Genomic DNA, 22,487 nt, shown 5'->3' with positions numbered 1-22,487 from the left:
GGACCGGAGGCAACGCAGTCTTAAGATTCCGTAGAAAATCTGCCTTTGCCTTGGCGACAAATATCCTCGGGGGGTCCGGGGGGCGAAGCGCCCCCGGCTTTACCCGGCCAACCGCGCGACGGCCCGTTCGGCGCGCGCCCGCAGATCACGCGGATCGGCGGTCAGCAGCCGGTGGTCGCCGACAACCGCCCTGCCCCCGACATACACGGCCCTGGGCCGGACCGGCGCGCAAAAGATCAGCGCCGCGACCGGATCCCATTGCCCCGCCAGCGCCAGGTCCGACACGTCCCACAAGACCAGATCGGCCTGCATCCCCGGCGTCAACGCGCCGATGTCGCCGCGGCCCAGCACCCGCGCGCCGCCCAGGGTCGCGATCTCCAGCGCCTCGCGCGCGCCCATCGCGGCGGGACCGTCGCGCAGCCGCGCGACCAGCATCGCCTGCCGCGCCTCCAGCCCCAGATGGCTGCAATCGTTGCTGGCCGATCCGTCCACGCCCAGACCCACCGGCACGCCCGCGTCGCGCATCGCGCGGACGGGCGCGATGCCGCTGGCCAGCCGCGCGTTGGAACAGGGGCAATGCGCGACCCCGGTGCCGGTGCGGGCGAACAGGGCGATCTCGGGCGGCGACAGCTTGACGCAATGGGCGTGCCACACGTCGTCGCCGGTCCAGCCCAGGCTTTCGGCGTAATCGCCCGGCAGCATTCCGAAATTGTCCAGCGAATAGCGGACATCCTCGTCATTCTCGGCCAGATGGGTGTGCAGGCGCACGCCCTTGTCCCGCGCCAGGATCGCCGCGTCCCGCATCAGTTCGCGGCTGACGGAAAACGGCGAACAGGGGGCAAGGCCCACCTGCACCATCGCCCCCTCGCCCGCGTTGTGGAACGCATCGACCACGCGTTCGCTGTCCTTCAGGATCGCGGCCTCGTTTTCAACCAGGGCATCCGGCGGCAGCCCGCCCCTGCTTTCGCCGATCGACATGGCCCCGCGCGTGGCGGTGAAGCGGATGCCCACGCGCTGCGCGGCCTCGATGCTGTCGTCCAGGCGCGCGCCGTTGGGATACAGATACAGGTGGTCCGACGAACAGGTGCAACCCGACAGGGCCAGTTCCGCCAGCCCGACCTCGGCCGACAGGCGGATGTCGTCGGGCGTCATCCGCGCCCAGATGGGATACAGCGTGCGCAGCCACCCGAACAGCGCGGCGTCCTGGGCGGCGGGCACGGCGCGGGTCAGAGTCTGGAACAGGTGGTGGTGGGTGTTCACCAGCCCCGGCGTGATGACGCAACCGGCGGCCTCGACCACCTCGGCACCCTCGCGCGGCAGGCTTTCACCCGCCGCGACGATCTTTCCATGTTCGATCAGCACATCGCCGCCAGCGATTTCCCGGCGGGCGTCGTCCATGGTGACGACGACCTCCGCCCGCCGGAACAGCGTCCTAGTGGTCCGCGACATGGCCTGCTTCGCGGATCTCGGCCTCGTCGATGGGGGGCGCGCCGTTGTAGAACCAGTTGAGCAGAACCGCGCTGATCGCCGCCAGCAGGATTCCGGAATGGATCAGCGGATAGATCGCAGGGGGCATCCACTGGTTGAAGTTCGGCGCGACCAGCGGGATCATCCCGATGCCGACCGAAATCGCGACGATGAACAGGTTGTGCCGGTTGGTGGCGAAATCGACCCGCGCCAGGATGCGTATTCCCGTTGCCGCGACCATGCCGAACATCACCAGACCGGCGCCCCCCAGAACCGTGGTCGGCAGGCTTTCGACCAGCGCGCCCATCTTGGGGATCAGGCCCAGCACGATCATGATGGCCCCGCCCGCCACGCAGACGAACCGCGACCGGATCCCCGTCACCCCCACCAGACCGACGTTCTGACTGAACGAAGTATAGGGAAAGGTGTTGAAGATGCCGCCGATGGCCGTGCCAAGACCGTCCGCGCGCAGGCCGGCGGCCAGCGATTTCTGGTCGAGCGGCTTCTTGCAGATGTCGGACAGCGCCAGGAACATGCCGGTGGATTCGATCATCGTCACCAGCATGACCAGCACCATCGTGGCGATCATGATCGGATCGAACGTGGGCATCCCGAAATGAAAAGGCTTGATGACCGCGAACCATTCCGCCGCGCCGACCTTGTCAAAGCTCATCATGCCCAGCGCGGCGGCGGCCACGCCGCCCACGACGATGCCCAGCAGCACCGCGATGTTCGACAGGAAACCGCGCGCGAACTTGGATACCAGCAGGATCGTGCCCAGCACCAGCAGCGCGATCATGATGTTGCGCCCCGACGCATAAAGCGGGTTCTGCACCGTCGGCGCCAGCGCCACGCTGGCCGGCACGTCGCCCGCGGCGCGCGCGGCCTCCAGCCAGGCCATGGCTTCGGGATCGACGATCCTGGGCGCGGTCGGGCCGACTTGCAGGCCGAAGATCCAGTTGACGCCGATGGGCATGAGGCTGATGCCGATGGTCAGGATCAGCGTGCCCGTCACGACCGGCGGAAAGAACCGCAGCATCCGGGAAATGAACGGCGCGATGGCGATGCCGATGATCCCCGCCGCAATGATCGCCCCGAACAGCGCGCGCGCGCCGTCGTGGCCGGGCAGCGACGTGGCCACCGCCACCATCGGCCCGACCGACGCGAAGGTGACGCCCATCATCACCGGCAGCTTGATGCCGAAATACTGCGTCGCGCCAAGGCTTTGGATGATGGACACGATGCCGCAGACGAACAGGTCGGCGGAAATCAGGAACGCCACCTCCTCGGGCGGCAGTTGCAGGGCGCGGCCGACGATCAGCGGGACCGCGATGGCGCCCGCATACATGACCAGCACGTGCTGGAACCCAAGCGTGAACAGCTTGGGGGCGGGCAGGATTTCATCGACCGGATGGATCCCTCCCTGATAGGTTGCGTCGGACATGGCGGACCTCCCTTTCCACGGATGCCTTGTTTCGTTCAGATCGCGACCTGGATCGCCTTTCCGTGCTGTTTCGCCAGTTCGACGACGGCGGATGCCACAGCCAGATCCTGCAAGCCCACGCCCGTTCCGTCGAAAATCGTGACCTGCGCATCGCCGCGCCCCGGATGGTTGCCGATGATGACTTGGCCTAGCGCGGTGATGTCGTCGGCGGATACGGTTTTCTGCGCGCTCGCGTGCTGGAATTCGCCGATGCTGACCGATTGGGCAACCTCGTCCGTGAACAGGCGCGCGCGGGCGACCAGCGCGGGATCCAGTTCCTGCTTGCCCTTGGTGTCGGTGCCCATGGCCGCGATATGGGTCGGACCGGTGACATGGCCGTCCAGCAGCAGGGGTTCGAAGGCCGAAGTGATGGTGATGATGACATCCGCGTCCGCGCCCAGTTGCGGCAGATCGACCGCCTCGAACGGCAGACCCAGTTCGGCCGCGGTATCGGCCAGGCGCGACAGCATGGCCGGGTGCGGGTTCCAGCCCACGACCTTTTCGAACTGCCCGAACCGCACGGCGGCGCGCATCTGGAAGGCGGACTGGTGGCCCGCCCCGATCATGCCCAGAACCCGCGCGCCCTCGGGCGCCAGGTATTTGCTGGACACCGCGCTGGCGGCTGCGGTGCGCAGGGCGGTCAGCAGGTTCCCCCCAACCGCTGCCGATACGCGCCCCGTATCCGGGTCGAACAGGAACACGGTGGACTGGTGGTTTATCAGCCCGTGTTTCTGGTTGTTCGGCCAATACCCCCCGGCCTTCAGGCCAAGGGTCATCCCCGCCCCGTCGAAGCCGCCCTTGAAGCCGTAGAGCGCATCCTCGTGGCCCAGGGCCTCTCGCACGACGGGAAAGTTCCGGGCATCGCCGCGCGCCATCGCGGCAAAGACCGCCTCGACCGCGTCGAACGCGGCCTCGGGGGTCATCAGCCCGGCGATCTCGTGTTCAGGAACGACCCACATCAATAGGCCTTTCCGCGCGCCGAGACGGGCCACAGGGTTTCGACCTTGCCGTTCCGTACGCCCACATACCAGTCGTGGACGTTGCAGGTCGGGTCGCAATGACCGGGCACCAGGCGCAGCTTGTCGTTGACCTTCAGCACGCCCTGCGGGTCGTCCACCACGCCGTGTTCGTCGCTGCACTTGACGTATTTCACGTCGTCGCGGCCATAGACGAAGGGCAGCCCGCTGTCCACAGACTGCGCCTTGAGGCCCGCGTCCACGATGGCCTTGTCGGGCTTGGCATGGCTCATCACCGAGGTCAGGATGAACAGCGCGTTTTCCCATTCGCCCTGGTCGATCCGCTTGCCGTCCTTGTCCAGGATGCGGCCGTAATCCGCGTCCATGAAGGCATAGGAACCGCACTGCAATTCGTTGTAGACGCCCGAATTGCTTTCGAAATAATAGCTGCCGGTGCCGCCGCCGCTGACCAGCTCTGGCTCCAGCCCCTCGGCCTTCAGCGCGTACACGGCTTCCTTCACCTGGGCGATGGCCGCGTCCAGTTTTGCCTTGCGGTCGTCATAGCTGTCCATGTGCTGCATGGCGCCCTGATAGGCCTGGATGCCGGTGAACTTCAGCCCAGGCGCGGCGTCGATGGCCCGCGCGATCTCGACCACCGCATCGGCGGTCTTGACGCCGCAGCGCCCGGCGCCGCAGTCGATCTCGACGAAGCATTCGATGGTCGTGCCGTGCTTTTGCGCCGCCTCTGACAGGTCGGCCACGTTCGCCACGTCGTCCACGCAGACGATGATCCGGCTGCCCAGCTTGGGCAGGCGGGCCAGGCGGTCGATCTTGGCGGGGTCGCGGACCTGGTTGCTGACCAGCACATCCTTGATTCCGCCGCGCACGAAAACCTCGGCCTCGCTGACCTTCTGGCAGCAGACGCCGACCGCGCCGCCCAGGGATTCCTGCAATTTCTGCACGTCCACGGACTTGTGCATCTTGCCGTGGCTGCGGTGGCGCATCCCATGCGCCTTGGCGTAATCGCCCATCTTGCGGATGTTGCGTTCCAGCGCGTCCAGATCCAGGATCAGGCACGGCGTCTGGATATCCGCCTCGTCCATGCCCGGCAGCGCGGGCACGTCAAAGCCGACCTCCAGATTGTCGAAGTTCACGCCGTTCGACTTGATCGGTGCGTTCATGATCCCTCTCCCTTAAATCCAGGGCAGCGTGTCGAGATCGACATTGCCGCCGGTGATGATGATGCCGACGCGCTTGCCGGCAAAGGCGTCCTTGTTCTTCAGAATGGTGGCCAGCGGCACGGCGCTGCTGGGTTCCATCACGACGCGCAGGTGCTTCCAGATCAGTTTCATGGCATCCACGATTTCGGCGTCGGACGCGGTGTAGATTTCCGACACGTGGTTGGAAACGAAATGCCAGGTAAGATCCTTCAGCGGCACCAGCAGCCCGTCGGCAATGGTCTTGGGCGCGTCGTCGGCGATGATGTGGCCCGCCTTGAAGCTGCGATAGGCGTCGTCGGCCTGTTCCGGTTCCGCCGCGATGACCCGCGTTTCCGGGGCCAGCGTCGCCAGGGTCAGGCAGGTGCCCGAAATCATGCCGCCGCCGCCGATGGGGGCCACCACCATGTCCAGCCCGTCGGTCTGTTCCATGAATTCGCGCGAACAGGTGCCCTGCCCCGCGATCACGCGCGGATCGTTGTAGGGGTGGACGAAATCGCCCCCGGTCGCCGCCTGCACCTTGGCAAAGGTTTCCTCGCGCGAGGATGTGGACGGCTCGCATTCGGTGATGACCCCGCCATACCGGCGCACGGTGTCCTTTTTCGCCTGCGGCGCGGTGCGCGGCATGACCACGTTGCAGGGAATGCCCCGGCGCATCGCGGCATAGGACAGGCAGGACGCATGGTTGCCCGACGAATGGGTGGCCACGCCCCGCGCGGCCTGCGCCTCGTCCAGACCAAAGACCGCATTGGCGGCGCCGCGGACCTTGAAGGCCCCCGGCTCCTGGAAATTCTCGCATTTGAAGAACAACTGCGCCCCGGTCAGCTCGTTCAGGTAATCCGAGGTGCGGACCGGCGTGCGCCGGATATGGGGCAGGATGCGGTCATGGGCATCCAGCATGTCCTGATAGGTCGGAATATACATGGCATCCTTCATCATGCGGCCTTCTGCATCGCGGGGACGCTGTGGCGGTAATGATCCTGCGCGGCGGCGACGCCGCTGCCCAGCGTCACCGGCAGGCCCAGATCGGCCATGACCATTTCCGCCGTGGCGATGCCCGACAGGGCCATCACGTCGGTCAGGCTGCCCAGGTGGCCGATGCGGAACACCTTGCCCGCGACATCGCCAAGGCCCGTCCCGAAGGCCACGCCATAGGCGTTCAGCGCATGGCTGACGATCTTGTTGGCATCGAAGCCTTCCGGCACGCGGATCGCGCTGACGCTGTCGGAATACAGGTCGGGCCGCTTGGCGCACAACGGCATCCCCCAGGCGGCGACCGCGCGGCGCACGCCTTCGGCGATGCGATGGTGGCGGGCAAAGACGTTCTCCAGCCCCTCGTCCAGCAGCATCTGGCAGGCGACGTTCAACCCGTTCAGCAACCCGACCGGAGGGGTGTACGGAAAACCGTTTGCCGCATAGCCGCGCGCCTGGTCGCGGATGTCGAAGAAGGTGCGCGGCAGTTTCGCGGTTTCGACCGCTGCCATCGCCTTGGGTGAAAAGCCGACGATGGCCAGGCCGGGGGGCAGCATGAAGCCCTTCTGGCTGCCGGTCACGGCAACATCGACGCCCCATTCGTCCATGCGGAAATCATAGCAGGCGATCGACGACACCCCGTCCACGAACAGCAGCGCCGGGTGGCCGGCCGCGTCCAGGGCGCGGCGGACGGCGGCGATGTCGCTGCGCACGCCGGTGGCGGTCTCGTTATGCGTCGCCAGGACGACCTTGATCTCGTGGCCCTTGTCGGCGGTCAGGATCTCCTCGAACCGGTCGGCCGGAACGCCCTCGCCCCATTCCTGGGCGACGACCTGCACGTCCAGCCCGTGACGCTGGCACATGTCGATCCAGCGGTGGCTGAACATGCCGTTGCGGGTCGCCAGAACCTTGTCGCCGGGCGACAGCGTGTTGGTGATCGCGGTTTCCCAACCGCCCGTCCCGGTCGAGGGGAAAACGAAGACCTGCCCGTCCGTGGTCTTCAGCACCTTCTTCACGCCCTCCAGGGCCGGATGCAGGATGCGGCCGAAAACCGGGCTGCGGTGGTCGATCGTGGGCATGTCCACGGCCTTGCGCAGCACCTCGGGGATGTTCGTCGGGCCGGGAATGAACACGGGATTCTGGCTGGTCATGGCGGTTCCTCCTCTGATACGCCCAGCATACCCCTTGCGGCCAGATGCCACAATTTTTCTGGAAAACATTTCCATTTTGACGCTAAAAGCGGAATCAGCGAACATTGCCATTGGCTTGGCATTTTTCAGCCCGCGTTTCCGATTATCGCGGTTTCCGCAATGTATTCTTTAGAAAAGGACAAAAATGTCTGAACCGACCCGCCGCCGCGGCCGCCCCCGCAGCGCCAAGGACCAAGGCGGCACCGTGCAGGTGCTGGACCGCGCCCTGGACATGCTGGACCTGCTGGCCGCCCATCCCGGCCTGACGCTGAGCGAGGTTGCCGACCGGATGGACCAGTCGCCCTCGACCGTCCACCGCCTGCTGCATTCGCTGGCCGCGCGCGGCATGGTGGAAAGCGATCCGGCAACCCAGGCCTGGAACATCGGGCCTGCCACGTTCCGTCTGGGTTCGGCCTTCATGCGCCGGTCGGGCATCGTCGAACGCGCCCGCCCGATCCTGCGCGCGCTGATGGAACATACCGGAGAAACGGCGAATCTCGGGATTCTGAACGGCGATGCCGTGCTGTTCGTCAGCCAGGCCGAGACACACGAGACGATCCGCGCCTTTTTTCCGCCAGGCACCCGGTCGCCCCTGCACGCATCTGGCATCGGCAAGGCATTGCTGGCGTTCGGGCGCCCCGAAGTCCTGCGCGGTTATCTGGACGGTCCGGGCCTGAAACGCTTTACCGACAAGACCCAGGTGACGGTCGATGCCTTAGCCCAGGACATGGCTCGCATCCGCGCCCGAGGCTTTTCCTTTGACGACGAGGAGCGGACGCGGGGGATGCGCTGCATCGCCGCCCCGGTCTTCGACATGAGCGGCGAGGCGATCGCCGGGGTCAGCGTCAGCGGCCCGTCGCACCGGATCGGCCACGAGCATGTCAAGACGCTGGGCGCGGTCGTGGCGGCAGCGGCGGCGGAACTGTCGGCGGCGATGGGGGGATGAGGACGAGCACAGGCGGTCATCCGTCGTCGGGGCAGCCGCCTGTGCCACCGCCTGCGGTGTCAATGCCCGCCGAAGAAGGCGAACTTGATGACGAACAGCGCGGCCACGATCCAGGTCGCGGCATGGACCTGGGACGCCTTGCCGGTCAGCAGCTTGATGACCGCATAGCTGATGAAGCCGAAGGCCAGCCCGTTGGCGATGGAATAGGTGAAGGGCATCACCAGGGCGGTCAGCACGGCGGGGGCGGCCTCGGTCACGTCCTCCCACGCGATCTCGGACAGTTCGCGCACCATCAGGGTGGCGACATACAGCAGCGCGGGCGCGGTGGCATAGGCGGGAACGGACCCGGCCAGCGGGGCAAAGAACATCGCCAGCAGGAACAGGACGGCCACGACCAGCGCGGTCAGCCCGGTGCGCCCGCCCGCCTGCACGCCGGACGCGCTTTCGACATAGGCGGTGGTGGACGACGTGCCCAGCATCGATCCGATGGTGATCGCCGTCGAATCCGCCATCAGCGCGCGCGACAGGCCGGGGTTGGTATGGGCCGGGCCTTCGTTCAGCAGGCCCGCGCGCTTGGCCACGCCGATCAGCGTGCCGGTGGCGTCGAACACCTCGACCAGCACCATCACCAGGATGACCTGGATGATGCCGAACCCCAGCGCGCCCCACACGTCCAGTTGCAGCAGCGTGGGCGCGATCGATGGCGGCATCGACATCACGCCGCCGAACTGACTGACGCCCAGCAGGATCGCGGCGACGGTGATGACCAGGATGCCGATCAGGATCGCGCCCGTCACCCGCAGCGCATCCAGCGCCACGATGATGAAGAACCCCGCGATGGCCAGCAGCGCGCCCGGCGCCGTCAGGTCGCCCAGCGTGACCAGCGTGGCGGGGCTGTCCACCACGATGCCCGAGGATTTCAGCGCGATGATGCCCAAAAACATCCCGATCCCGGCCGCGACGCCGCTGCGCATGGACACCGGAATGCCCGCCACCAGCCAGCGGCGGATGCCCGTGGCCGACAGGGACAGGAAGATCAGCCCGCTGATGAAGACCGCGCCCAGCGCCTGTTGCCAGGTGAAGCCCATGGCGCCGACGACGGTGAATGCGAAGAAGGCGTTCAGCCCCATGCCCGGCGCCATGCCGATGGGCCAGTTCGCCCACAGCCCCATCACCGCCGATCCGATGGCGGCGGCCAGGCAGGTGGCGATGAACACGGCGTTGCGGTCCATCCCCGTGGTTGACAGGATGTCGGGGTTGACGAAGATGATATAGGCCATCGTCAGGAAGGTGGTGATGCCTGCGATCACCTCGGTCCTGACCGTGCTGCCGTGCTCTGACAGCTTGAAGTAGCGTTCCATGGGTTTTCCCTCCCGCGCGGCTCCTCCGGCCGCCATGCGCGCAGCTTAGGGGGGCCGGGTTCGGGGCAACAATCGGCGCCAACCCGCAAGTCTTTCAACGGCTATTTGAAACCGCCGGTGATCTTTTCCGATTCGTTGATACAGAATTCCGTCTCTGACCGCTTGCCGCGCAGGCCCGCACGCGGTTTGCTGCGACCACCATGCCACGAAAAGGATGTTTCGATGCGCTACAGCCGCGACTTGCGAGGATATGGCGAAACCACCCCCGACCCGCAATGGCCCGGCGGCGCCCGGATCGCCGTGCAGATCGTGGTGAACTACGAGGAAGGCGGCGAAAACAGCATCGAACATGGCGACGCCGCGTCCGAGGCGTTCCTGTCCGAGATCATCGGCGCCCAGCCTTGGCCGGGCAAGCGCCACTGGAACATGGAATCCATCTACGATTACGGCGCGCGGGCGGGCTTCTGGCGGCTGCACCGGCTGCTGCGCGACATTCCCGTGACGGTCTATGGCGTGGCGACCGCCCTGGAACGCAGCCCCGAACAGGTGGCGGCGATGCAGGCGGCGGGGTGGGAAATCGCCACCCATGGCCTGAAATGGATCGATTATCGCGACCTGCCCCGAGAGGTCGAGGCCGACCACATCGCCCAGGCGGTCGCCCTGCACACCCGCGTCACCGGGCAGCGCCCGCGCGGGTTCTATCAGGGCCGCTGTTCCATGAACACGGTGGCGCTTGGCTGCGAGGAAGGCGGCTTCGAATACCTGGCCGACACCATCGCGGACGACCTGCCCTATTGGCACGTCCACAACGGCCGACCGCAGCTGATGGTGCCCTATACGATGGACGCCAACGACATGCGGTTTTCGTCGGGTCAGGGCTTTGGGACAGGCACGGATTTCTTCGACTATCTGCGCGACAGTTTCGACATGCTGTATGCCGAGGGCGTGGCGGGCGCGCCCAAGATGATGAGCATCGGCCTGCATTGCCGCCTGGCCGGTCGGCCGGGCCGCGCCATGGCGATTCAGCGGTTCCTTGACCATTGCCGGGCGCACGAGGGGGTCTGGTTCGCGTCCCGCCTGGACATTGCCCGGCACTGGGCCGAGGCGCATCCGTATCGACCGAAGGCCCGGCCATCGCAGATGGACCGAAACGAATTCGTGCAGGCATTCGGCGGCATCTATGAACATTCGCCCTTCATCGCCGAACGGGTCTGGGACGGGGAAATGGGCGCGGTCCACGACAGCCCGGCGGGCCTTGCCGCGCGGATGGCGCAGGTGTTCCGCGCCAGCAGCGACGACGAACGGCTGGGCGTCCTGAACGCCCATCCCGACCTGGCGGGCAAGCTGGCGCAGGCGAAACGGCTGACGGCGGACAGCACCGCCGAACAGGCCAGCGCGGGGCTGGACAGCCTGACCGACGACGAACGCGCGACCTTCACCCGGCTGAACGACGCCTATGTCGCCAGGCATGGATTCCCGTTCATCATCGCCGTGCGCGACCACGACAAGCCTGGCATCATGGCCGCCATGCAGGCCCGCACCCAAAACGACACCCCGACCGAGCGCGCCGAGGCCGAGCGCCAGGTCATGCGCATCGCGGAACTTCGCCTGAACGAGGCCCTGACATGACCGACCTGTCCCCCGACCTGCCGCCCGCCGGCGCCCCCACCGGCGACATCGCCCCCGTCCCGCCGACGGAAACCCGGCGCATCCCCTATGCCGGTCCCGTGGCGGGCCTGCCGCCGCAGACCGGCATGACCACCGACACGGCCGTCTTCACCGAGGCCTATGCGGTGATCCCCCGCACCGTGATGCGCGACATCGTGACCAGCTATCTGCCCGGCTGGACCGGGATGCGGATGTGGATGATTGCCCGGCCCCTGTCGGGGTTCGCGGAAACCTTCAGCCAGTACATCGTCGAGCTGGCCGAGGGCGGCGGGTCCGACACCCCCGACGACGATCCCGAGGTGCAGCACGCCCTGTTCGTCACGGGCGGGTCGATGTCGGTCGTCATCGCCGGAACCGAACATCTGCTGCGCCCCGGCGGGTTCGCCTATGTCCCCCCCGGCACCGCCTGGTCGGTCAGGAACACCACGCCGGGCAACACCGGGTTCCACTGGTGGCGCAAGCGGTGGCAGCCCAGCCACGGCGTGGACCGGCCCGATCCAATCGTCGCGCAGGAACAGGACGTGCCGCCGTCGATGATGCCCGACACGGACGGGGCCTGGGGCACGACGCGATTCATGGACCCGGCCGACCTGCGCCACGACATGCACATCACCGTGGTGACGTTCAAGCCTGGCGGCTCGATCCCGTTTGCCGAAACGCATGTGATGGAACACGGCCTGTTCGTGCTGGAGGGCAAGGCCGTCTATCGCCTGAACCGCGACTGGGTCGAGGTCGGCCCCGGCGACTATATGTGGCTGCGCGCCTTTTGCCCGCAGGCCTGCTATGCGGGCGGGCCGGGGCCGTTCCGATACCTGCTGTATAAGGACGTGAACCGCCACGCGCCCTTGTGGCCGAACCGGTGAACAAAGGGCCGGGCCATGTGCCCGGCCTTTGTCACAATCCGTAAATCTGCCCGAACTTCTGTTCCAGATAGGCCAGCAATGGCTCGGGCGACACATCGCCGCCGGTCGCGTCCTCGATCAGCGCGCGGGGGCGTTTCAGGCCACCATGGCGCTGCACGTTCTCGCGCAGCCATTCGACGGCCGGGGACGCATCGCCTGCGGCCAGCGCATCGTCCAGACCGGGCACGGCATCCTGCATCGCACGGTTCAGGCAACCCGCGAAGACGTTGCCAAGGGCATAGGTCGGAAAATAGCCGAACAAGCCGACGGACCAATGCACGTCCTGCAAGACGCCGTTCGCCGGACGGTCCACGGCCACGCCGAAATCGCGCAGGAACCGGGCGTTCCACGCGTCGACCAGATCATCCGTGGACAGCCTGCCCGAGATCAGGTCGCGTTCCAGGTCGAACCGCATCATGATGTGCAGGTTGTATTGCACCTCGTCGGCCTCGGTGCGGATGAAACCGGGGGTGACTCGGTTGACGGTGGCATAGAAGGCATCGGGATCGGCGATGTTCAGTCCGTCGAAGGCGTCCGACATGCGGTGGAACAGCCAGCCGGCAAAGGCCCGGCCCCGGCCCATCTGGTTTTCATAGATGCGGCTCTGGCTTTCGTGAACGCCCATCGACACGCCCCGGCCCAGCGGGGTGAAGGCGTAATCCGGATCGATGCCCAGTTCGTAGCTGGAATGGCCGACCTCGTGGATGGTGGAATAGATGCAGTTGAACGGATCGGTTTCCACCACCCGCGTGGTGATCCGGCTGTCCTGCCATCGGCCGCTGCTGAACGGGTGAACGGCGATGTCCATGCGCCCCCGCGTCCAGTCGTAGTCAAAGGCCGTGGCGCAGATCCGGGCCAGGCGGATCTGGGTTTCCTGGGGGAAATGGCCGGTCAGGGGCTGGGGCCGGGTATCCGCGTCCAGAATCTTTTCGCGCAGGGCGACAAGGCGCGGGCGCATCGCGTCGAACAGCGCCGCGATCTCGGCGCCCGTCATCCCCTGTTCATAGTCGTCCAGCAGCGCGTCGTACAGATCGCCGCCGTCCGCGATGGCCGCCGCTTCCTCGCGCTTCAGCATCAGAACCTGATCCAGCGTCGGCAGGAAATCGTCCGGGGCGTCGTTGGCGCGCGCGTCGGCCCAGATGCCCTGGGACAGCGAGGTCAGGCGTGCCAGTTCCTGCGCCAGACGCGCGGGGACACGGCTGGCCCGGTTGAAATCGCGGGCGATCAGGTCGACGGACCGGGCCTCGGCCTCGGACTGGGGGTCGGCCACGTCCAGCCATTCGCCGATGCGGGGATCTGTGCGGCGTTCGTGCAGCACGGATTCGATGGCGGCCATTTCCTCGGACCGCTGTTCCACCGCGCCGCGCGGCATGACGGTTTCCTGATCCCAGCCCAGGCGTTCGGCAACGGACGACAGCGCCTCGGTCTGGCGCTGAAAGGCAAGCAGGTCGTTGATGGCCGTCATCGGATAGTCCCCCTGACAGACGTTTCATGCGGATACCGCGCGTGATGCCGCGCGCGGATAATCAGCGAAAACAGCGCCACCGCGCCGATCTGATGCGCCAGCGCCAGCGCCAGGGGCGAGGCATGGATCACGTTCAGGATCCCCAGCGCCACCTGCACCGCCACCGCCACGATCATCGCGGCAAAGGCCCCGCGGGTCACCGGATGGGGCGAGCGGCGGGCGCGCAGCCAGACCACCACGGCAAAAATCGCCAGCAGATAGCCCGTCATGCGATGCACGAACTGCACCAGCGCGGGGTTTTCGAACAGGTTGCGCCAGCCAAGCGCGGGATCCCAGATCAGCGACGGGATCCATTCGCCGCCCATGGTCGGCCAGCCGGTATAGGTGCGGCCCGCGTCGATTCCCGCGACCAGGGCGCCGATCAGGATCTGGACAAAGGCCAGATGCATCAGGCCGGTGGACATGGAGAACAGCTTGGTTTCCCCGGCCCGGCGGGCGCGCAGCAGATCGGCCTCGGACCGGCCCAGCAGCAGGACATACCAGGCGATCAGGCCCAGGATCACGAAGGCCAGGCCCAGATGGGTAGCCAGGCGATAGGACGCCACGCGGGTCATCCCAGGGACCAGGCCGGAACTGACCATCCACCAGCCGATGGTCCCTTGCAGACCGCCCAGCGCGCCAAGGCCCAGCAGGCGCGGGGTCCAGCCGGTTGGGATGCGCTTGGTTGCCAAGAAAAACACAAAGCCCGCCGCCCAGACAAGCCCGATGAGGCGGCCCAGCAGTCGGTGCCCCCATTCCCACAGATAGATCTGCTGGAAGCCCGCCAGATCCATGTCGGGATTGACCTCGGCATATTGGGGGATCAGCTTGTACGCGTCGAATTCGGCTTGCCAGTCCGCGTTGGACAACGGCGGGATGGTGCCCGTGACGGGCGCCCATTCGGTGATGGATAGGCCCGATCCGGTCAGGCGCGTCGCCCCGCCCAAGGCGATCATGGCGACCACCAGGACGAACAGGATCGTCAGCCAGGCGCGGATCGCCCGGCGGGCGCCGCGCGGGGCGGCATCGATCATGCCGGTCCTCGCAACGGGGCGGCTGGGGGCGGCCGGGTCAAGGACTTCCTCGAAAACGGGGCGCTTGGCCATCGCGTGCTCCTTGGGGTCGGGCAAAGGGTAGGTTGGGGTCAGCGCCGGGTCAACTGGCGCAGCATCCCGTGCAGAATGCGCACGTCGCCGCGCGTCAGCGCCAGCCGCGCCCACATGTTGCGCAGGTTCAGCCGCATGGACGCGGCCTTGGTTTCGGGAAAGAAAAAGCCTGCCTCGGACAGCCTTTCCTCGAAATGATCGCCCAGCTTCTCGATCTCCACACGGTCGGCGGGCTGGATCGCCTCGGGGCGGGCATGGTGGGGGGACGGCTCGGGCGGCAGCAGATCGCGCCCGTATTCGTAACCCATCAGCAGCACCGCCTGGGCCAGGTTCAGCGACGGGAAATCCGGGTTCACCGGCACCGTCACGATGGCGTTGGCGCGGGCCACGTCGTCGTTTTCCAGGCCCGTGCGTTCCGGCCCGAAGATGATCGCGCAGCGCCCGTCATGGGCGCGGGCCATCGCCATCGCGGTGGCGGGGGTGTGGACGGGCTTGGACAGTTCGCGGCCCCGCGCGGTTGTGGCAAAAGCCAGGTCGATGCCCTCCATGGCCTGCGCCAGCGTCGGATAGATCCGCGCGCGGTCCAGCACCTGTCCCGCCGCGCCGGACGCCATGGCCACAGCGCGCGGGTTGGGCCAACCGTCGCGGGGATCGACCAGACGCATCTCGGTCAGGCCGAAATTCAGCATGGCGCGGGCGGCGGCGCCGATGTTTTCGCCCATCTGCGGGCGGACCAGGATGATGACGGGCAGGCGTTCGCTGTGCATGGGGGCCAGATAGTCCGTCTGGCGGCGGGCGGCAAGCTGCGCTATCTGCGGCATAAAGGAGTATCCGCCATGCCCGACCCCGCCCCCGACGCCCCGCAGCTTTACCTGATGACGCCCGCAGGCGCGCAGGCATCCACCCTGGGGCCGCAGCTTTCGGCGGTGATGGACGCCTTTCCGGTCGCCTGCCTGCGCATCCGCGCGGGCGCCGAGGAGGACGAGCTGGGGCGCCTGGCCGATCTGGCGCGGGAAATCGCCCATGCCCGCGACGTGGCGGTGGTGATCGACGACCATCTGGTCCTGGCCCAGCGGCATGGCCTGGATGGGGTGCATCTGACGGATGGGGCGCGAACGGTGCGCTATGCCCGCAAGGAATTGGGCGCGGACGCCATCGTCGGCACCTTTTGCGGCACTTCGCGCCACGACGGGATGAGCGCGGGCGAGGCGGGCGCCGATTACGTCAGTTTCGGCCCCATCGGCGCCTCGGCCCTGTATCGCGGCGATCCGGTGGATCTGGACCTGTTCGAATGGTGGTCCGAAACCATCGAGGTGCCGGTCGTGGCCGAAGGCGCGATCACCCGCGCATTGCTTGAACAGGTGTCCCCGGTCAGCGACTTCATCGCCATCGGGCCGGAAATCTGGTCGGCCGACGATCCGGTGGCGGCACTGGCCGCGCTGTGGGGCTAAAGGTCGCAGCGTTCGCGCGAACCCGACGCAAAACGGCGCAGGATCAGCGGGTAAAGCCGGTGTTCGCCGTCCAGAACGCGGGCGGCCAGCGTTTCCGGGGTGTCGTCCGGCAGCACCGCGACGCGCGCCTGGCCCAGGATCGGGCCTGCATCCAGATCGGTCGTGACCTCGTGCACCGTGGCGCCTGCCTGGGTGTCGCCTGCCGCGATGGCGCGGGCGTGGGTGTGCAGGCCGGGGTATTTGGGCAACAGGGATGGATGGATGTTGAGCATCCGGCCTGCGAAGCGGTCGATGAAGGCGGGCGTCAGGATGCGCATGAAGCCCGCAAGGCACAGGATGTCGGGGCGCGCGTCCAGCAGGGGTTCCAGCAAGGCCGCCTCGAAGGCGGCGCGGTCGCCCCGGTAGGCGCGATGATCCGCGGCGGCGGTGGGAACGCCCAGCGCCGCGGCCCTGGCAAGGCCCGCCGCTGCGGGGTCGCTGGATGCGACCAGCACCGGCGTTGCGGGATGGCCGCCCCTCTGCATGTCCTCGACCAGCCGCACCATGTTCGATCCGCCGCCCGAAATCAGGATGGCGACACGCTTCACGCAAGCGTCCCGCCGTAGCGGACGCCAGGCCCCGCTGTCACGCGGCCCAGCCTGTGGACCGTCTCGCCCTGCCCGGCCAGCAGGTCGGTCAGCGCATCGGCCCGGTCGGCGGCGACCGACAGGATCATGCCGATGCCGCTGTTGAAGGTCTTGAGCATCTCGGCCTGACCGATCCCGCCCGCCTCGGCCAGCCAGCGGAAGACCGGCGGCAGGGGCCAGGACGACAGGTCGATGTCTGCGCCCAGATCCTTGGGCAGCACGCGCGGCAGGTTTTCGGTGATGCCGCCGCCGGTGATATGGGCCAGGGCGTGGACCCCGCCCGCGCGGATCGCGGCCAGCGCGGGTTTCACATAAAGCCGCGTGGGCGTCAGCAGCGCCGCGCCTAGGTTCCCGTCGCCAAAGGGCGAGGCCGCGTCCCAGCCCCGGCCCGCGTGATCCGCGATCTTGCGCACCAGCGAATAGCCGTTGGAATGCACCCCGTCCGACGCCAGGCCCAGCAGCACGTCCCCCGCCACCACACCGGCGGGCAATGCCGCGCCACGCCGCATCGCGCCGACCGCGAAACCGGCCAGATCGAAGTCGCCGTCGTGATACATGCCCGGCATCTCGGCCGTCTCGCCGCCGATCAGGGCGCAGCCAGCGGCGCGGCACGCCCACGCGATGCTTTCGACGACCCGTGCGCCCTCGTCCACCGACAGCTTGCCGGTCGCGAAATAGTCCAGAAAGAACAGCGGTTCCGCGCCCTGGCAGACCAGATCGTTGACGCACATCGCCACCAGATCCTGACCGATGCCGTCCAGATGCCCGGTGTCGATGGCGATGCGCAGCTTGGTGCCCACGCCATCCGTCGCCGCGACCAGGACCGGATCGTCATAGCCCGCCGCACGCGGGTCGAACAGCGCGCCGAACCCGCCCAGCGCATCCATCACGCCGGGCCGCGCGGTCGCGGCGGCGGCGGGCTTGATGCGTTCGACAAGCGCATTGCCCGCGTCGATATCGACCCCCGCGTCGCGATAGCTGATCCCGTTCGTGGTCATGACGGCCCCCGGCTGAATGCTGCGCCCCCGATAGCGCAGGCGTCACACGGAGGCAACGGCGATCGGCGCTTGACCGAAAGCCGCCCTGCGATTAACCGGGAAACCGCTGCGGGCCTGTAGCTCAATGGTCAGAGCAGGGCGCTCATAACGCCTTGGTTGGGGGTTCGAGTCCCTCCGGGCCTACCAAATGCCTTGTTTTGGTAAGTCATTTCAAATCCTTAGCAGATTTTTTGACGAACCTTGCGGGGTGGTTCGTCAATTTCTGTTCCCCATTCGCCCCGCTGGGAAGGCTTGCGATGGCAGAGTCGGCCAGCGCCTTGCGGCCAAACTCCTCGCAATATTTCTGCGCCTCTTTCAGGCTGATATGCCCGCTCACGGACATGATCTGGAAAGCCGTTCCTCCGGCTTCCGCGATGCGACGGCAGATCGCCTTGCGCAGCCCGTGCGAACTGCAAAGCGACAGGCCAGCCTTGTCACACCATTTCCGCATAGATGATCCCAAGCCCTTCACCGACCGCGACAGGCCATTTTCAGTTTGCAGAAAGGTGAAGGCATCGGACGGGACACGCGCCAATGTCTCGGCAAGGTAGGGGTGGATTGGAATGTTGACCTCGATCCCCTCGGGATTGCGCCGCGTCTTGTTGCGTCTATAGATCAGCCGTCCGTCACGGACATTGCCGCGACCCATCTTTACCGCATCACACTTTGCCGCGCCGGTATAGAGCATCAACGTCATGGCAAGGTGCGCCGGGGTTCCGATTTCATGCACTTCATAGAACCGGGCGATCTCGCCTTCGTCCCAGGTGTGGAAGCCTCCGGCGTTCGTCGGATATAGCTTCACGCCGTCAACGGGATTGTCAGTGCGCCATTCCAGGTCTTTCGCCAGTTCCATCATCTGCGAAAGGCGTTTCAGGGTCTTGTTGGCTTGCTGTGGTGTGGCAGCCATGTCGGCCTTGATCGCAATGACATGCCGCCGTGCCATTTGGGACACACGTTTGTGCCCATGCTGGACGCGCAAAGCGTCGATGAGGGCGCGGTAATCTGCCGCTGTGCTTTCTGCGACTGTGGGCAGATGCAGCTTATAAAATTGCACGGCTAAGGCGTTTAGGGTGCCCGGAACGGTTCGGTCGGCCCCTGCCCCGCTTTTAGCGTGACCGTTGACAGCTTCGGCATAGCGACGGCAGAATTCTTCGCTGCCCCATTCGGTTCCTAGTTCGGCAGTCACACCCTTATGGCGAAATCGCCAGCGGCGCTTGCTGTGACGGTCGGTGTAGGATTTTGCGAAGGGGAAACGATCAGCCTTCTTCATCCTCAATCCCAATCGTTCTTTTCGGCTTGAGTGGAAGCGTCGCCTACCAAGACGACAATCTTGCCTTCACGGTCGATCTCCACCCGTCCAACCCGCAGCCCGGCAGCAACCACGCCCTTCGCGGCACGCGTCACATCGACTTGTTTGAAGGTGGCACGAGGGTGAGACATCAGCTTTTGTCCTCCTGCCCAACACCGAAGACATGCCGGGCTGCGATCTCTGCCGCGTTTCCACTGGCCACCATATCTTCCCAGGTTGTGCCGTCTTCGCGTTCCAGAAAGAAGAGAATAGCCATCTCGCGGAGATCGGACGCGGAAATACTGCGAACCGCCGCAATGCCTCGAACAACCGGATAAGGGCTGCCATTACGATCTTCTATCCAGCTATTGTTCTGCTCGTCGTCGGTCAGAGTGCTTTGAAAATATACCGTTCCTCCGAAAACCCGAATGATTGCCGCAGGTATGTTCTGGAATACCTCGATGCTTCCACCGGATTTGCGAAGAACATTAAAGTGGGCAGATAGCAGGTTGCATAGGTGATCCTCGAAGGTTTCACCAATCTCCCCAATCTCTATCTGCTTGCCATCCAGTTCTGCCTTGGCTGCAAATCCACAGGTTGCGGCACGGTATCTGTTCAAAGCAGACACCGCATCAGAAGGACGATCTGTCGCACATAGGGCAATGAGCGTGCGCGTAAGATCCATCACCGTCATTTCGGGTGCATTGACACCACGCGCGCCCGAGGTCACCAAGCCCGCCTCTTTCAAATTGCGCACGAATATCGCTACCGTTTTCTCAGGGATGCGGCAGCTTTTGGCGACGATATGAGTGAATGCGCTGTGTTTCATACTTAATGAGTAGCACACGGTTAGACTCGCCGCAAGCCTAAATGTGCGTTGCGCGGAAAGCCCCCGCTCACTTTTCCAGCCGGGGGCGATCTGCATCAAGCGGCCTGACGCTTTACGCGGGCCGGATTGCCCAGAATGTCGCCGATCCGGTCAAGGTTGCGCTGCACATCCTCTAGACCGAACATGATTCTGTCGGTAATCCACAAGAGCGCGTCCCGATCAGGGCCAGGGTGCGAAAGATCCAGCATTTCGATCATGGGCCGCAGAGCATGGGACAGGTGCAGTGATTCCTCGAAACGATCAGGATAGGTTTCGCTCTTGGGTTGCATCATGTCCTGCACGGCCTTGATCACGTCGCGAGGATCCACCGGCAAGCTGGCCTCGTATTTGGCCTGCCGCGCGCGAAGGGCGGCAATTTCATCCATGTTGTTCTCATGGATCTTGTCGCAGGACAGGGCCATGCCCTTGACCGCTTCATTTTCCCACATTGTGACAGGACGAGCGGTATCGGTCGCGCAAGCGCGTTGAGCAATCGTCATAAGCGTTTCTCCCAGGGTTCAAGCCGTTGCGGCCTCTTGACGTTCCATCCGTTCGCGGACGGCGCGCAAGATTTCAGAATTCTGGCTGGAAGCGTTTTGCTCGGCTTGCGCCGCGATCCACGCCTTCAGGTCGGTCGGCAGCCGAAGCTGCACGGACTTCCGGTCGGTCATAGCAACCTCTTTAAGTCACCGTGACATCATATGGCACCGTGACGCCATTGCAGTCAAGCACGATGTAGTGTCACGGTGCCACAAAGATAAGGGTGATGATTGTGGCCGGTCCAATTGGACGAGAAAGCGACAAGTTTATGCTTCGGCTTCCCGAGGGGATGCGGAACCGGATCAAGAGCGTTGCCGAGGCAAATAACCGAAGCATGAACGCGGAAATTATTGCCACGCTTGAGGATGCTTTTCCCCCGCTTATCACGGCAAGCGAAGCCCAAATCGAGGAGGCACTCCGTTCAACACGCGATGCCCTGTATTCGTCTGATCTAACCGAAGATCAGAAGGACCAGCTTTGGAACATGATGATGAAGGTCGTTCATGAGGGGGGATTCTAAGCGTGCGGGCGAATGGTTGGGGACGGCAACGTTGGAAAGCGCTCCCCGCGTGCGCGTGGAGCGCCCAGGCTTCCCAAGCGGCAAATTTGCCGCTTGGGAAGCGTCAGCGTTCCCCCCGCGCAGAGCGTCAGCGCCTTGCAACGTCCGCAACCTCAACCTGTTCTTGAGAGTTTGATGTCAGATTGCTATATCATCGCGGTAGCATGAGGGTGCCGATGACCGAACAATCTCCGATCAAGGTCCGTATCGGGTGGGATCAGGACGCTGGCGTCTGGGTCGCCACCACCGACGATGTGGCCGGTCTTGCTATCGAGGCAAGCAGCCTTGATAAGCTGCACGAAAAGGTCATGGCTGCACTCTATGATCTTGTGGAACTGAACGGGTTTGCCCATGAGGGGGATCAGATCCCGGTGCATCTGATGACCCAGGAATTGCTGAAGACCGCCCACGCCTGAACTATGGTCAAGGGCTATTACCGCGAATTGGTCGAGGCATTGAAGGCGGCGGGCTGCGCCTATGTCCGGGCAGGCAAGGGCGATCATGAAATCTGGTTCAGCCCGCTTTCCGGCGTCCACTTCACCGTAGATCACGGCTGCAAATCACGCCACACCGCCAACGCGACCTTGAAGCAGGCAGGCTTACCCAAGCAGTTTTGATCCGGGGCGCATCCACGCGCGCGGAAGCAAAGGCCGGGAAGCACTGCCCCCCGGCCCGTGACAGTCCCCGGCTTTAAACCGTGACTGCCTGCGCCACGCCCCCAAGGAGGAAAGGGGCCGCGCCGTGTCGGGGTTTGCCCACTCGCCGACTAAAGGGGATGCTTCGGCCCATGCCCATAAGGGAAGCCGGGCGCATCCTGCCCTGTCACTGGATCCGCATCACGTAGGGCGGCTTTTCGGCCCGCAGCGCGCGGACGCATTGCGCCACCAGTTCCAGATAAACCTCGGCTTCCGTCACGCCGGGATCGCGCTGATCGTGCGTCTCGCGCCACATCATCCGGGCCATGCCCGACGCGGCTTTCGCCACGCTGTCAAACGGCTCCATCGTTCGCCCCCCAGTTCACCAATGTCAGCGCGTCGTTCAGTTCGGACGGCGACAAGCCGCCTTCTTTGGCCTGCGCCAGGGCCTGAACAATCGTCGCCAGCGCCCGCGCCCGGCCCGATACATCGAAGGCTTGCAAGGGCCGCAGCGTGTCGATCTCGACCGGCTGTCCCAGCTTGTTCGTCGCTTCCTCGGCCAGCAGCGCGGCCATCGGCTGCAAGGTCCAATAGGCCAGGTGCCGTTGGGCTTCCCGATAGTGTCCCAGCACGTGGTGTAGGAGGCCGCGCGCGGAGCCTTCGGCGTAGCGCAAGCCGCGCGGCCGTGGGTTACGCTGGCGGTCACCGCCG

At 65.5% G+C, this 22,487-nt stretch carries 25 protein-coding genes, 1 tRNA gene and 1 pseudogene; 8 read left to right on the top strand and 19 right to left on the bottom strand.

The genetic code is table 11. The features are described 5' to 3' along the window. Nucleotides 1–99: 99 nt before the first annotated feature. The 6 genes from CHB77_RS14735 to bhcA are packed head-to-tail and all read right to left on the bottom strand — an operon-like array spanning nt 100 to nt 7,246. Nucleotides 100–1,449, bottom strand: a complete 1,350-nt coding sequence (locus CHB77_RS14735) for an 8-oxoguanine deaminase (RefSeq protein ID WP_089388983.1) — start codon at nt 1,447–1,449, stop codon at nt 100–102. Beyond that, nucleotides 1,433–2,911, bottom strand: coding sequence for a nucleobase:cation symporter-2 family protein (locus CHB77_RS14730; protein ID WP_089388982.1), 1,479 nt, complete (start codon nt 2,909–2,911; stop codon nt 1,433–1,435). The genes CHB77_RS14735 and CHB77_RS14730 overlap by 17 nt, the downstream gene beginning before the upstream one ends. Before the next feature lie 35 nt (nt 2,912–2,946). Further along, nucleotides 2,947–3,909, bottom strand: a complete 963-nt coding sequence (gene bhcD, locus CHB77_RS14725; RefSeq protein WP_089388981.1) for an iminosuccinate reductase BhcD — start codon at nt 3,907–3,909, stop codon at nt 2,947–2,949. Beyond that, nucleotides 3,909–5,087 (bottom strand): 3-hydroxy-D-aspartate aldolase BhcC, encoded by a 1,179-nt coding sequence (gene bhcC, locus CHB77_RS14720; protein ID WP_089388980.1) that lies wholly within the window; start codon nt 5,085–5,087, stop codon nt 3,909–3,911. The genes bhcD and bhcC overlap by 1 nt, the downstream gene beginning before the upstream one ends. A 12-nt stretch (nt 5,088–5,099) precedes the next feature. Beyond that, nucleotides 5,100–6,059: a beta-hydroxyaspartate dehydratase BhcB gene (gene bhcB / locus CHB77_RS14715; protein WP_089388979.1), complete on the bottom strand. Its 960-nt coding sequence runs from the start codon at nt 6,057–6,059 to the stop codon at nt 5,100–5,102. After that, the gene (gene bhcA, locus CHB77_RS14710) at nt 6,059–7,246 is read right to left on the bottom strand and encodes an L-aspartate--glyoxylate aminotransferase BhcA (RefSeq protein WP_089388978.1); all 1,188 of its coding nucleotides are present in this window, start codon (nt 7,244–7,246) and stop codon (nt 6,059–6,061) included. The genes bhcB and bhcA overlap by 1 nt, the downstream gene beginning before the upstream one ends. Before the next feature lie 184 nt (nt 7,247–7,430). On the opposite strand from bhcA, the gene bhcR reads away from it, so the two are divergent. Further along, complete coding sequence (bhcR, locus tag CHB77_RS14705) at nt 7,431–8,231, top strand: HTH-type transcriptional regulator BhcR (RefSeq protein ID WP_089388977.1); 801 nt, start codon at nt 7,431–7,433, stop codon at nt 8,229–8,231. Between the two features lie 59 nt (nt 8,232–8,290). Here bhcR and CHB77_RS14700 read toward each other — a convergent pair whose 3' ends face one another. Continuing rightward, nucleotides 8,291–9,592 (bottom strand): NCS2 family permease, encoded by a 1,302-nt coding sequence (locus tag CHB77_RS14700; RefSeq protein ID WP_089388976.1) that lies wholly within the window; start codon nt 9,590–9,592, stop codon nt 8,291–8,293. Nucleotides 9,593–9,814: 222 nt separating this feature from the next. On the opposite strand from CHB77_RS14700, the gene puuE reads away from it, so the two are divergent. Together puuE and CHB77_RS14690 are read left to right on the top strand one after the other, a co-directional pair. Next, a complete protein-coding gene (gene puuE, locus CHB77_RS14695) occupies nt 9,815–11,221 on the top strand; it encodes an allantoinase PuuE (RefSeq protein ID WP_089388975.1) in 1,407 nt (468 codons plus the stop codon). Next, entirely contained in the window at nt 11,218–12,123 is a 906-nt protein-coding gene (locus tag CHB77_RS14690; RefSeq protein WP_089388974.1) for a bifunctional allantoicase/(S)-ureidoglycine aminohydrolase, read from the top strand. Before puuE ends, CHB77_RS14690 begins: the two co-directional genes overlap by 4 nt. A 31-nt stretch (nt 12,124–12,154) precedes the next feature. On the opposite strand, the gene CHB77_RS14685 is transcribed toward CHB77_RS14690, so the two are convergent. Genes CHB77_RS14685 through CHB77_RS14675 form a run of 3 tightly spaced genes read right to left on the bottom strand, consistent with a single transcriptional unit; the run spans nt 12,155 to nt 15,539 of the window. Beyond that, a complete protein-coding gene (locus tag CHB77_RS14685) occupies nt 12,155–13,627 on the bottom strand; it encodes a carboxypeptidase M32 (RefSeq protein ID WP_089388973.1) in 1,473 nt (490 codons plus the stop codon). Continuing rightward, nucleotides 13,624–14,772, bottom strand: a complete 1,149-nt coding sequence (gene ctaA / locus CHB77_RS14680) for a heme A synthase (RefSeq protein WP_089388972.1) — start codon at nt 14,770–14,772, stop codon at nt 13,624–13,626. The genes CHB77_RS14685 and ctaA overlap by 4 nt, the downstream gene beginning before the upstream one ends. Nucleotides 14,773–14,810: 38 nt before the next feature. Beyond that, nucleotides 14,811–15,539 (bottom strand): RNA methyltransferase, encoded by a 729-nt coding sequence (locus tag CHB77_RS14675; RefSeq protein ID WP_089389007.1) that lies wholly within the window; start codon nt 15,537–15,539, stop codon nt 14,811–14,813. A 69-nt stretch (nt 15,540–15,608) separates the two neighbouring features. Between CHB77_RS14675 and CHB77_RS14670 the strand changes: the two genes are divergently transcribed. Next, the gene (locus tag CHB77_RS14670; RefSeq protein ID WP_089388971.1) at nt 15,609–16,223 is read left to right on the top strand and encodes a thiamine phosphate synthase; all 615 of its coding nucleotides are present in this window, start codon (nt 15,609–15,611) and stop codon (nt 16,221–16,223) included. Here the strand turns inward: CHB77_RS14670 and purN are convergent. Continuing rightward, nucleotides 16,220–16,810 (bottom strand): phosphoribosylglycinamide formyltransferase, encoded by a 591-nt coding sequence (gene purN, locus CHB77_RS14665; protein ID WP_089388970.1) that lies wholly within the window; start codon nt 16,808–16,810, stop codon nt 16,220–16,222. The genes CHB77_RS14670 and purN overlap by 4 nt on opposite strands. After that, nucleotides 16,807–17,847: a phosphoribosylformylglycinamidine cyclo-ligase gene (purM, locus tag CHB77_RS14660; protein WP_089388969.1), complete on the bottom strand. Its 1,041-nt coding sequence runs from the start codon at nt 17,845–17,847 to the stop codon at nt 16,807–16,809. Before purM ends, purN begins: the two co-directional genes overlap by 4 nt. A gap of 110 nt (nt 17,848–17,957) precedes the next feature. On the opposite strand from purM, the gene CHB77_RS14655 reads away from it, so the two are divergent. Then, nucleotides 17,958–18,033: transfer RNA gene (locus CHB77_RS14655), tRNA-Ile, on the top strand. 19 nt (nt 18,034–18,052) lie between these two features. Here CHB77_RS14655 and CHB77_RS14650 read toward each other — a convergent pair. From CHB77_RS14650 to CHB77_RS14635, 5 genes are read right to left on the bottom strand one after another with little or no spacing between them, the layout of a single operon-like run. Then, a complete protein-coding gene (locus tag CHB77_RS14650; RefSeq protein WP_089388968.1) occupies nt 18,053–19,156 on the bottom strand; it encodes a tyrosine-type recombinase/integrase in 1,104 nt (367 codons plus the stop codon). 2 nt (nt 19,157–19,158) lie between these two features. After that, a complete protein-coding gene (locus CHB77_RS18390; protein ID WP_165456299.1) occupies nt 19,159–19,326 on the bottom strand; it encodes a hypothetical protein in 168 nt (55 codons plus the stop codon). Beyond that, complete coding sequence (locus CHB77_RS14645) at nt 19,326–20,099, bottom strand: hypothetical protein (RefSeq protein ID WP_089388967.1); 774 nt, start codon at nt 20,097–20,099, stop codon at nt 19,326–19,328. The genes CHB77_RS18390 and CHB77_RS14645 overlap by 1 nt, the downstream gene beginning before the upstream one ends. Continuing rightward, a complete protein-coding gene (locus CHB77_RS14640) occupies nt 20,099–20,542 on the bottom strand; it encodes a hypothetical protein (protein WP_131023378.1) in 444 nt (147 codons plus the stop codon). Before CHB77_RS14640 ends, CHB77_RS14645 begins: the two co-directional genes overlap by 1 nt. An 18-nt stretch (nt 20,543–20,560) precedes the next feature. Beyond that, the gene (locus CHB77_RS14635) at nt 20,561–20,713 is read right to left on the bottom strand and encodes an Arc family DNA-binding protein (protein WP_089388965.1); all 153 of its coding nucleotides are present in this window, start codon (nt 20,711–20,713) and stop codon (nt 20,561–20,563) included. 95 nt (nt 20,714–20,808) lie between these two features. Between CHB77_RS14635 and CHB77_RS18805 the strand changes: the two genes are divergently transcribed. The 3 genes from CHB77_RS18805 to CHB77_RS14620 all read left to right on the top strand — a co-directional run bounded on the left by CHB77_RS18805 (nt 20,809) and on the right by CHB77_RS14620 (nt 21,758). Continuing rightward, nucleotides 20,809–21,102 carry an Arc family DNA-binding protein gene (locus CHB77_RS18805; protein WP_089388964.1) on the top strand — a complete coding sequence of 98 codons (294 nt, stop codon included), beginning with the start codon at nt 20,809–20,811 and terminating at the stop codon, nt 21,100–21,102. A 215-nt stretch (nt 21,103–21,317) separates the two neighbouring features. Continuing rightward, a complete protein-coding gene (locus CHB77_RS14625) occupies nt 21,318–21,557 on the top strand; it encodes a DUF1902 domain-containing protein (protein WP_089388963.1) in 240 nt (79 codons plus the stop codon). A 3-nt stretch (nt 21,558–21,560) separates the two neighbouring features. Next, on the top strand, nt 21,561–21,758 hold the full coding sequence (locus CHB77_RS14620) for a type II toxin-antitoxin system HicA family toxin (RefSeq protein WP_089388962.1): 198 nt from the start codon (nt 21,561–21,563) through the stop codon (nt 21,756–21,758). A gap of 205 nt (nt 21,759–21,963) precedes the next feature. Here the strand turns inward: CHB77_RS14620 and CHB77_RS14615 are convergent, their stop codons facing one another. Beyond that, nucleotides 21,964–22,143: a hypothetical protein gene (locus CHB77_RS14615; RefSeq protein ID WP_089388961.1), complete on the bottom strand. Its 180-nt coding sequence runs from the start codon at nt 22,141–22,143 to the stop codon at nt 21,964–21,966. Then, a pseudogene (locus tag CHB77_RS14610) lies at nt 22,130–22,487 on the bottom strand (hypothetical protein); the annotation flags it as partial. The gene CHB77_RS14615 and the pseudogene CHB77_RS14610, both read right to left, overlap by 14 nt.

Source organism: Paracoccus sediminis (genome assembly GCF_900188295.1).
GTDB classification, from domain to species: Bacteria; Pseudomonadota; Alphaproteobacteria; order Rhodobacterales; family Rhodobacteraceae; genus Paracoccus; species Paracoccus sediminis.
This window is presented reverse-complemented; position numbering and strand designations above follow the sequence as displayed.

Bases quoted from the DNA above. Each gene is read 5' to 3' on its own strand.
- CHB77_RS14735 (WP_089388983.1), bottom strand. From the start codon at position 1,449: ATGTCGCGGACCACTAGGACGCTGTTCCGGCGGGCGGAGGTCGTCGTC.
- CHB77_RS14730 (WP_089388982.1), bottom strand. From the start codon at position 2,911: ATGTCCGACGCAACCTATCAGGGAGGGATCCATCCGGTCGATGAAATC.
- bhcD (WP_089388981.1), bottom strand. From the start codon at position 3,909: ATGTGGGTCGTTCCTGAACACGAGATCGCCGGGCTGATGACCCCCGAG.
- bhcC (WP_089388980.1), bottom strand. From the start codon at position 5,087: ATGAACGCACCGATCAAGTCGAACGGCGTGAACTTCGACAATCTGGAG.
- bhcB (WP_089388979.1), bottom strand. From the start codon at position 6,059: ATGAAGGATGCCATGTATATTCCGACCTATCAGGACATGCTGGATGCC.
- bhcA (WP_089388978.1), bottom strand. From the start codon at position 7,246: ATGACCAGCCAGAATCCCGTGTTCATTCCCGGCCCGACGAACATCCCC.
- bhcR (WP_089388977.1), top strand. From the start codon at position 7,431: ATGTCTGAACCGACCCGCCGCCGCGGCCGCCCCCGCAGCGCCAAGGAC.
- CHB77_RS14700 (WP_089388976.1), bottom strand. From the start codon at position 9,592: ATGGAACGCTACTTCAAGCTGTCAGAGCACGGCAGCACGGTCAGGACC.
- puuE (WP_089388975.1), top strand. From the start codon at position 9,815: ATGCGCTACAGCCGCGACTTGCGAGGATATGGCGAAACCACCCCCGAC.
- CHB77_RS14690 (WP_089388974.1), top strand. From the start codon at position 11,218: ATGACCGACCTGTCCCCCGACCTGCCGCCCGCCGGCGCCCCCACCGGC.
- CHB77_RS14685 (WP_089388973.1), bottom strand. From the start codon at position 13,627: ATGACGGCCATCAACGACCTGCTTGCCTTTCAGCGCCAGACCGAGGCG.
- ctaA (WP_089388972.1), bottom strand. From the start codon at position 14,772: ATGGCCAAGCGCCCCGTTTTCGAGGAAGTCCTTGACCCGGCCGCCCCC.
- CHB77_RS14675 (WP_089389007.1), bottom strand. From the start codon at position 15,539: ATGCACAGCGAACGCCTGCCCGTCATCATCCTGGTCCGCCCGCAGATG.
- CHB77_RS14670 (WP_089388971.1), top strand. From the start codon at position 15,609: ATGCCCGACCCCGCCCCCGACGCCCCGCAGCTTTACCTGATGACGCCC.
- purM (WP_089388969.1), bottom strand. From the start codon at position 17,847: ATGACCACGAACGGGATCAGCTATCGCGACGCGGGGGTCGATATCGAC.
- CHB77_RS14650 (WP_089388968.1), bottom strand. From the start codon at position 19,156: ATGAAGAAGGCTGATCGTTTCCCCTTCGCAAAATCCTACACCGACCGT.
- CHB77_RS18390 (WP_165456299.1), bottom strand. From the start codon at position 19,326: ATGTCTCACCCTCGTGCCACCTTCAAACAAGTCGATGTGACGCGTGCC.
- CHB77_RS14645 (WP_089388967.1), bottom strand. From the start codon at position 20,099: ATGCAGATCGCCCCCGGCTGGAAAAGTGAGCGGGGGCTTTCCGCGCAA.
- CHB77_RS14640 (WP_131023378.1), bottom strand. From the start codon at position 20,542: ATGACGATTGCTCAACGCGCTTGCGCGACCGATACCGCTCGTCCTGTC.
- CHB77_RS14635 (WP_089388965.1), bottom strand. From the start codon at position 20,713: ATGACCGACCGGAAGTCCGTGCAGCTTCGGCTGCCGACCGACCTGAAG.
- CHB77_RS18805 (WP_089388964.1), top strand. From the start codon at position 20,809: ATGATTGTGGCCGGTCCAATTGGACGAGAAAGCGACAAGTTTATGCTT.
- CHB77_RS14625 (WP_089388963.1), top strand. From the start codon at position 21,318: ATGACCGAACAATCTCCGATCAAGGTCCGTATCGGGTGGGATCAGGAC.
- CHB77_RS14620 (WP_089388962.1), top strand. From the start codon at position 21,561: ATGGTCAAGGGCTATTACCGCGAATTGGTCGAGGCATTGAAGGCGGCG.
- CHB77_RS14615 (WP_089388961.1), bottom strand. From the start codon at position 22,143: ATGGAGCCGTTTGACAGCGTGGCGAAAGCCGCGTCGGGCATGGCCCGG.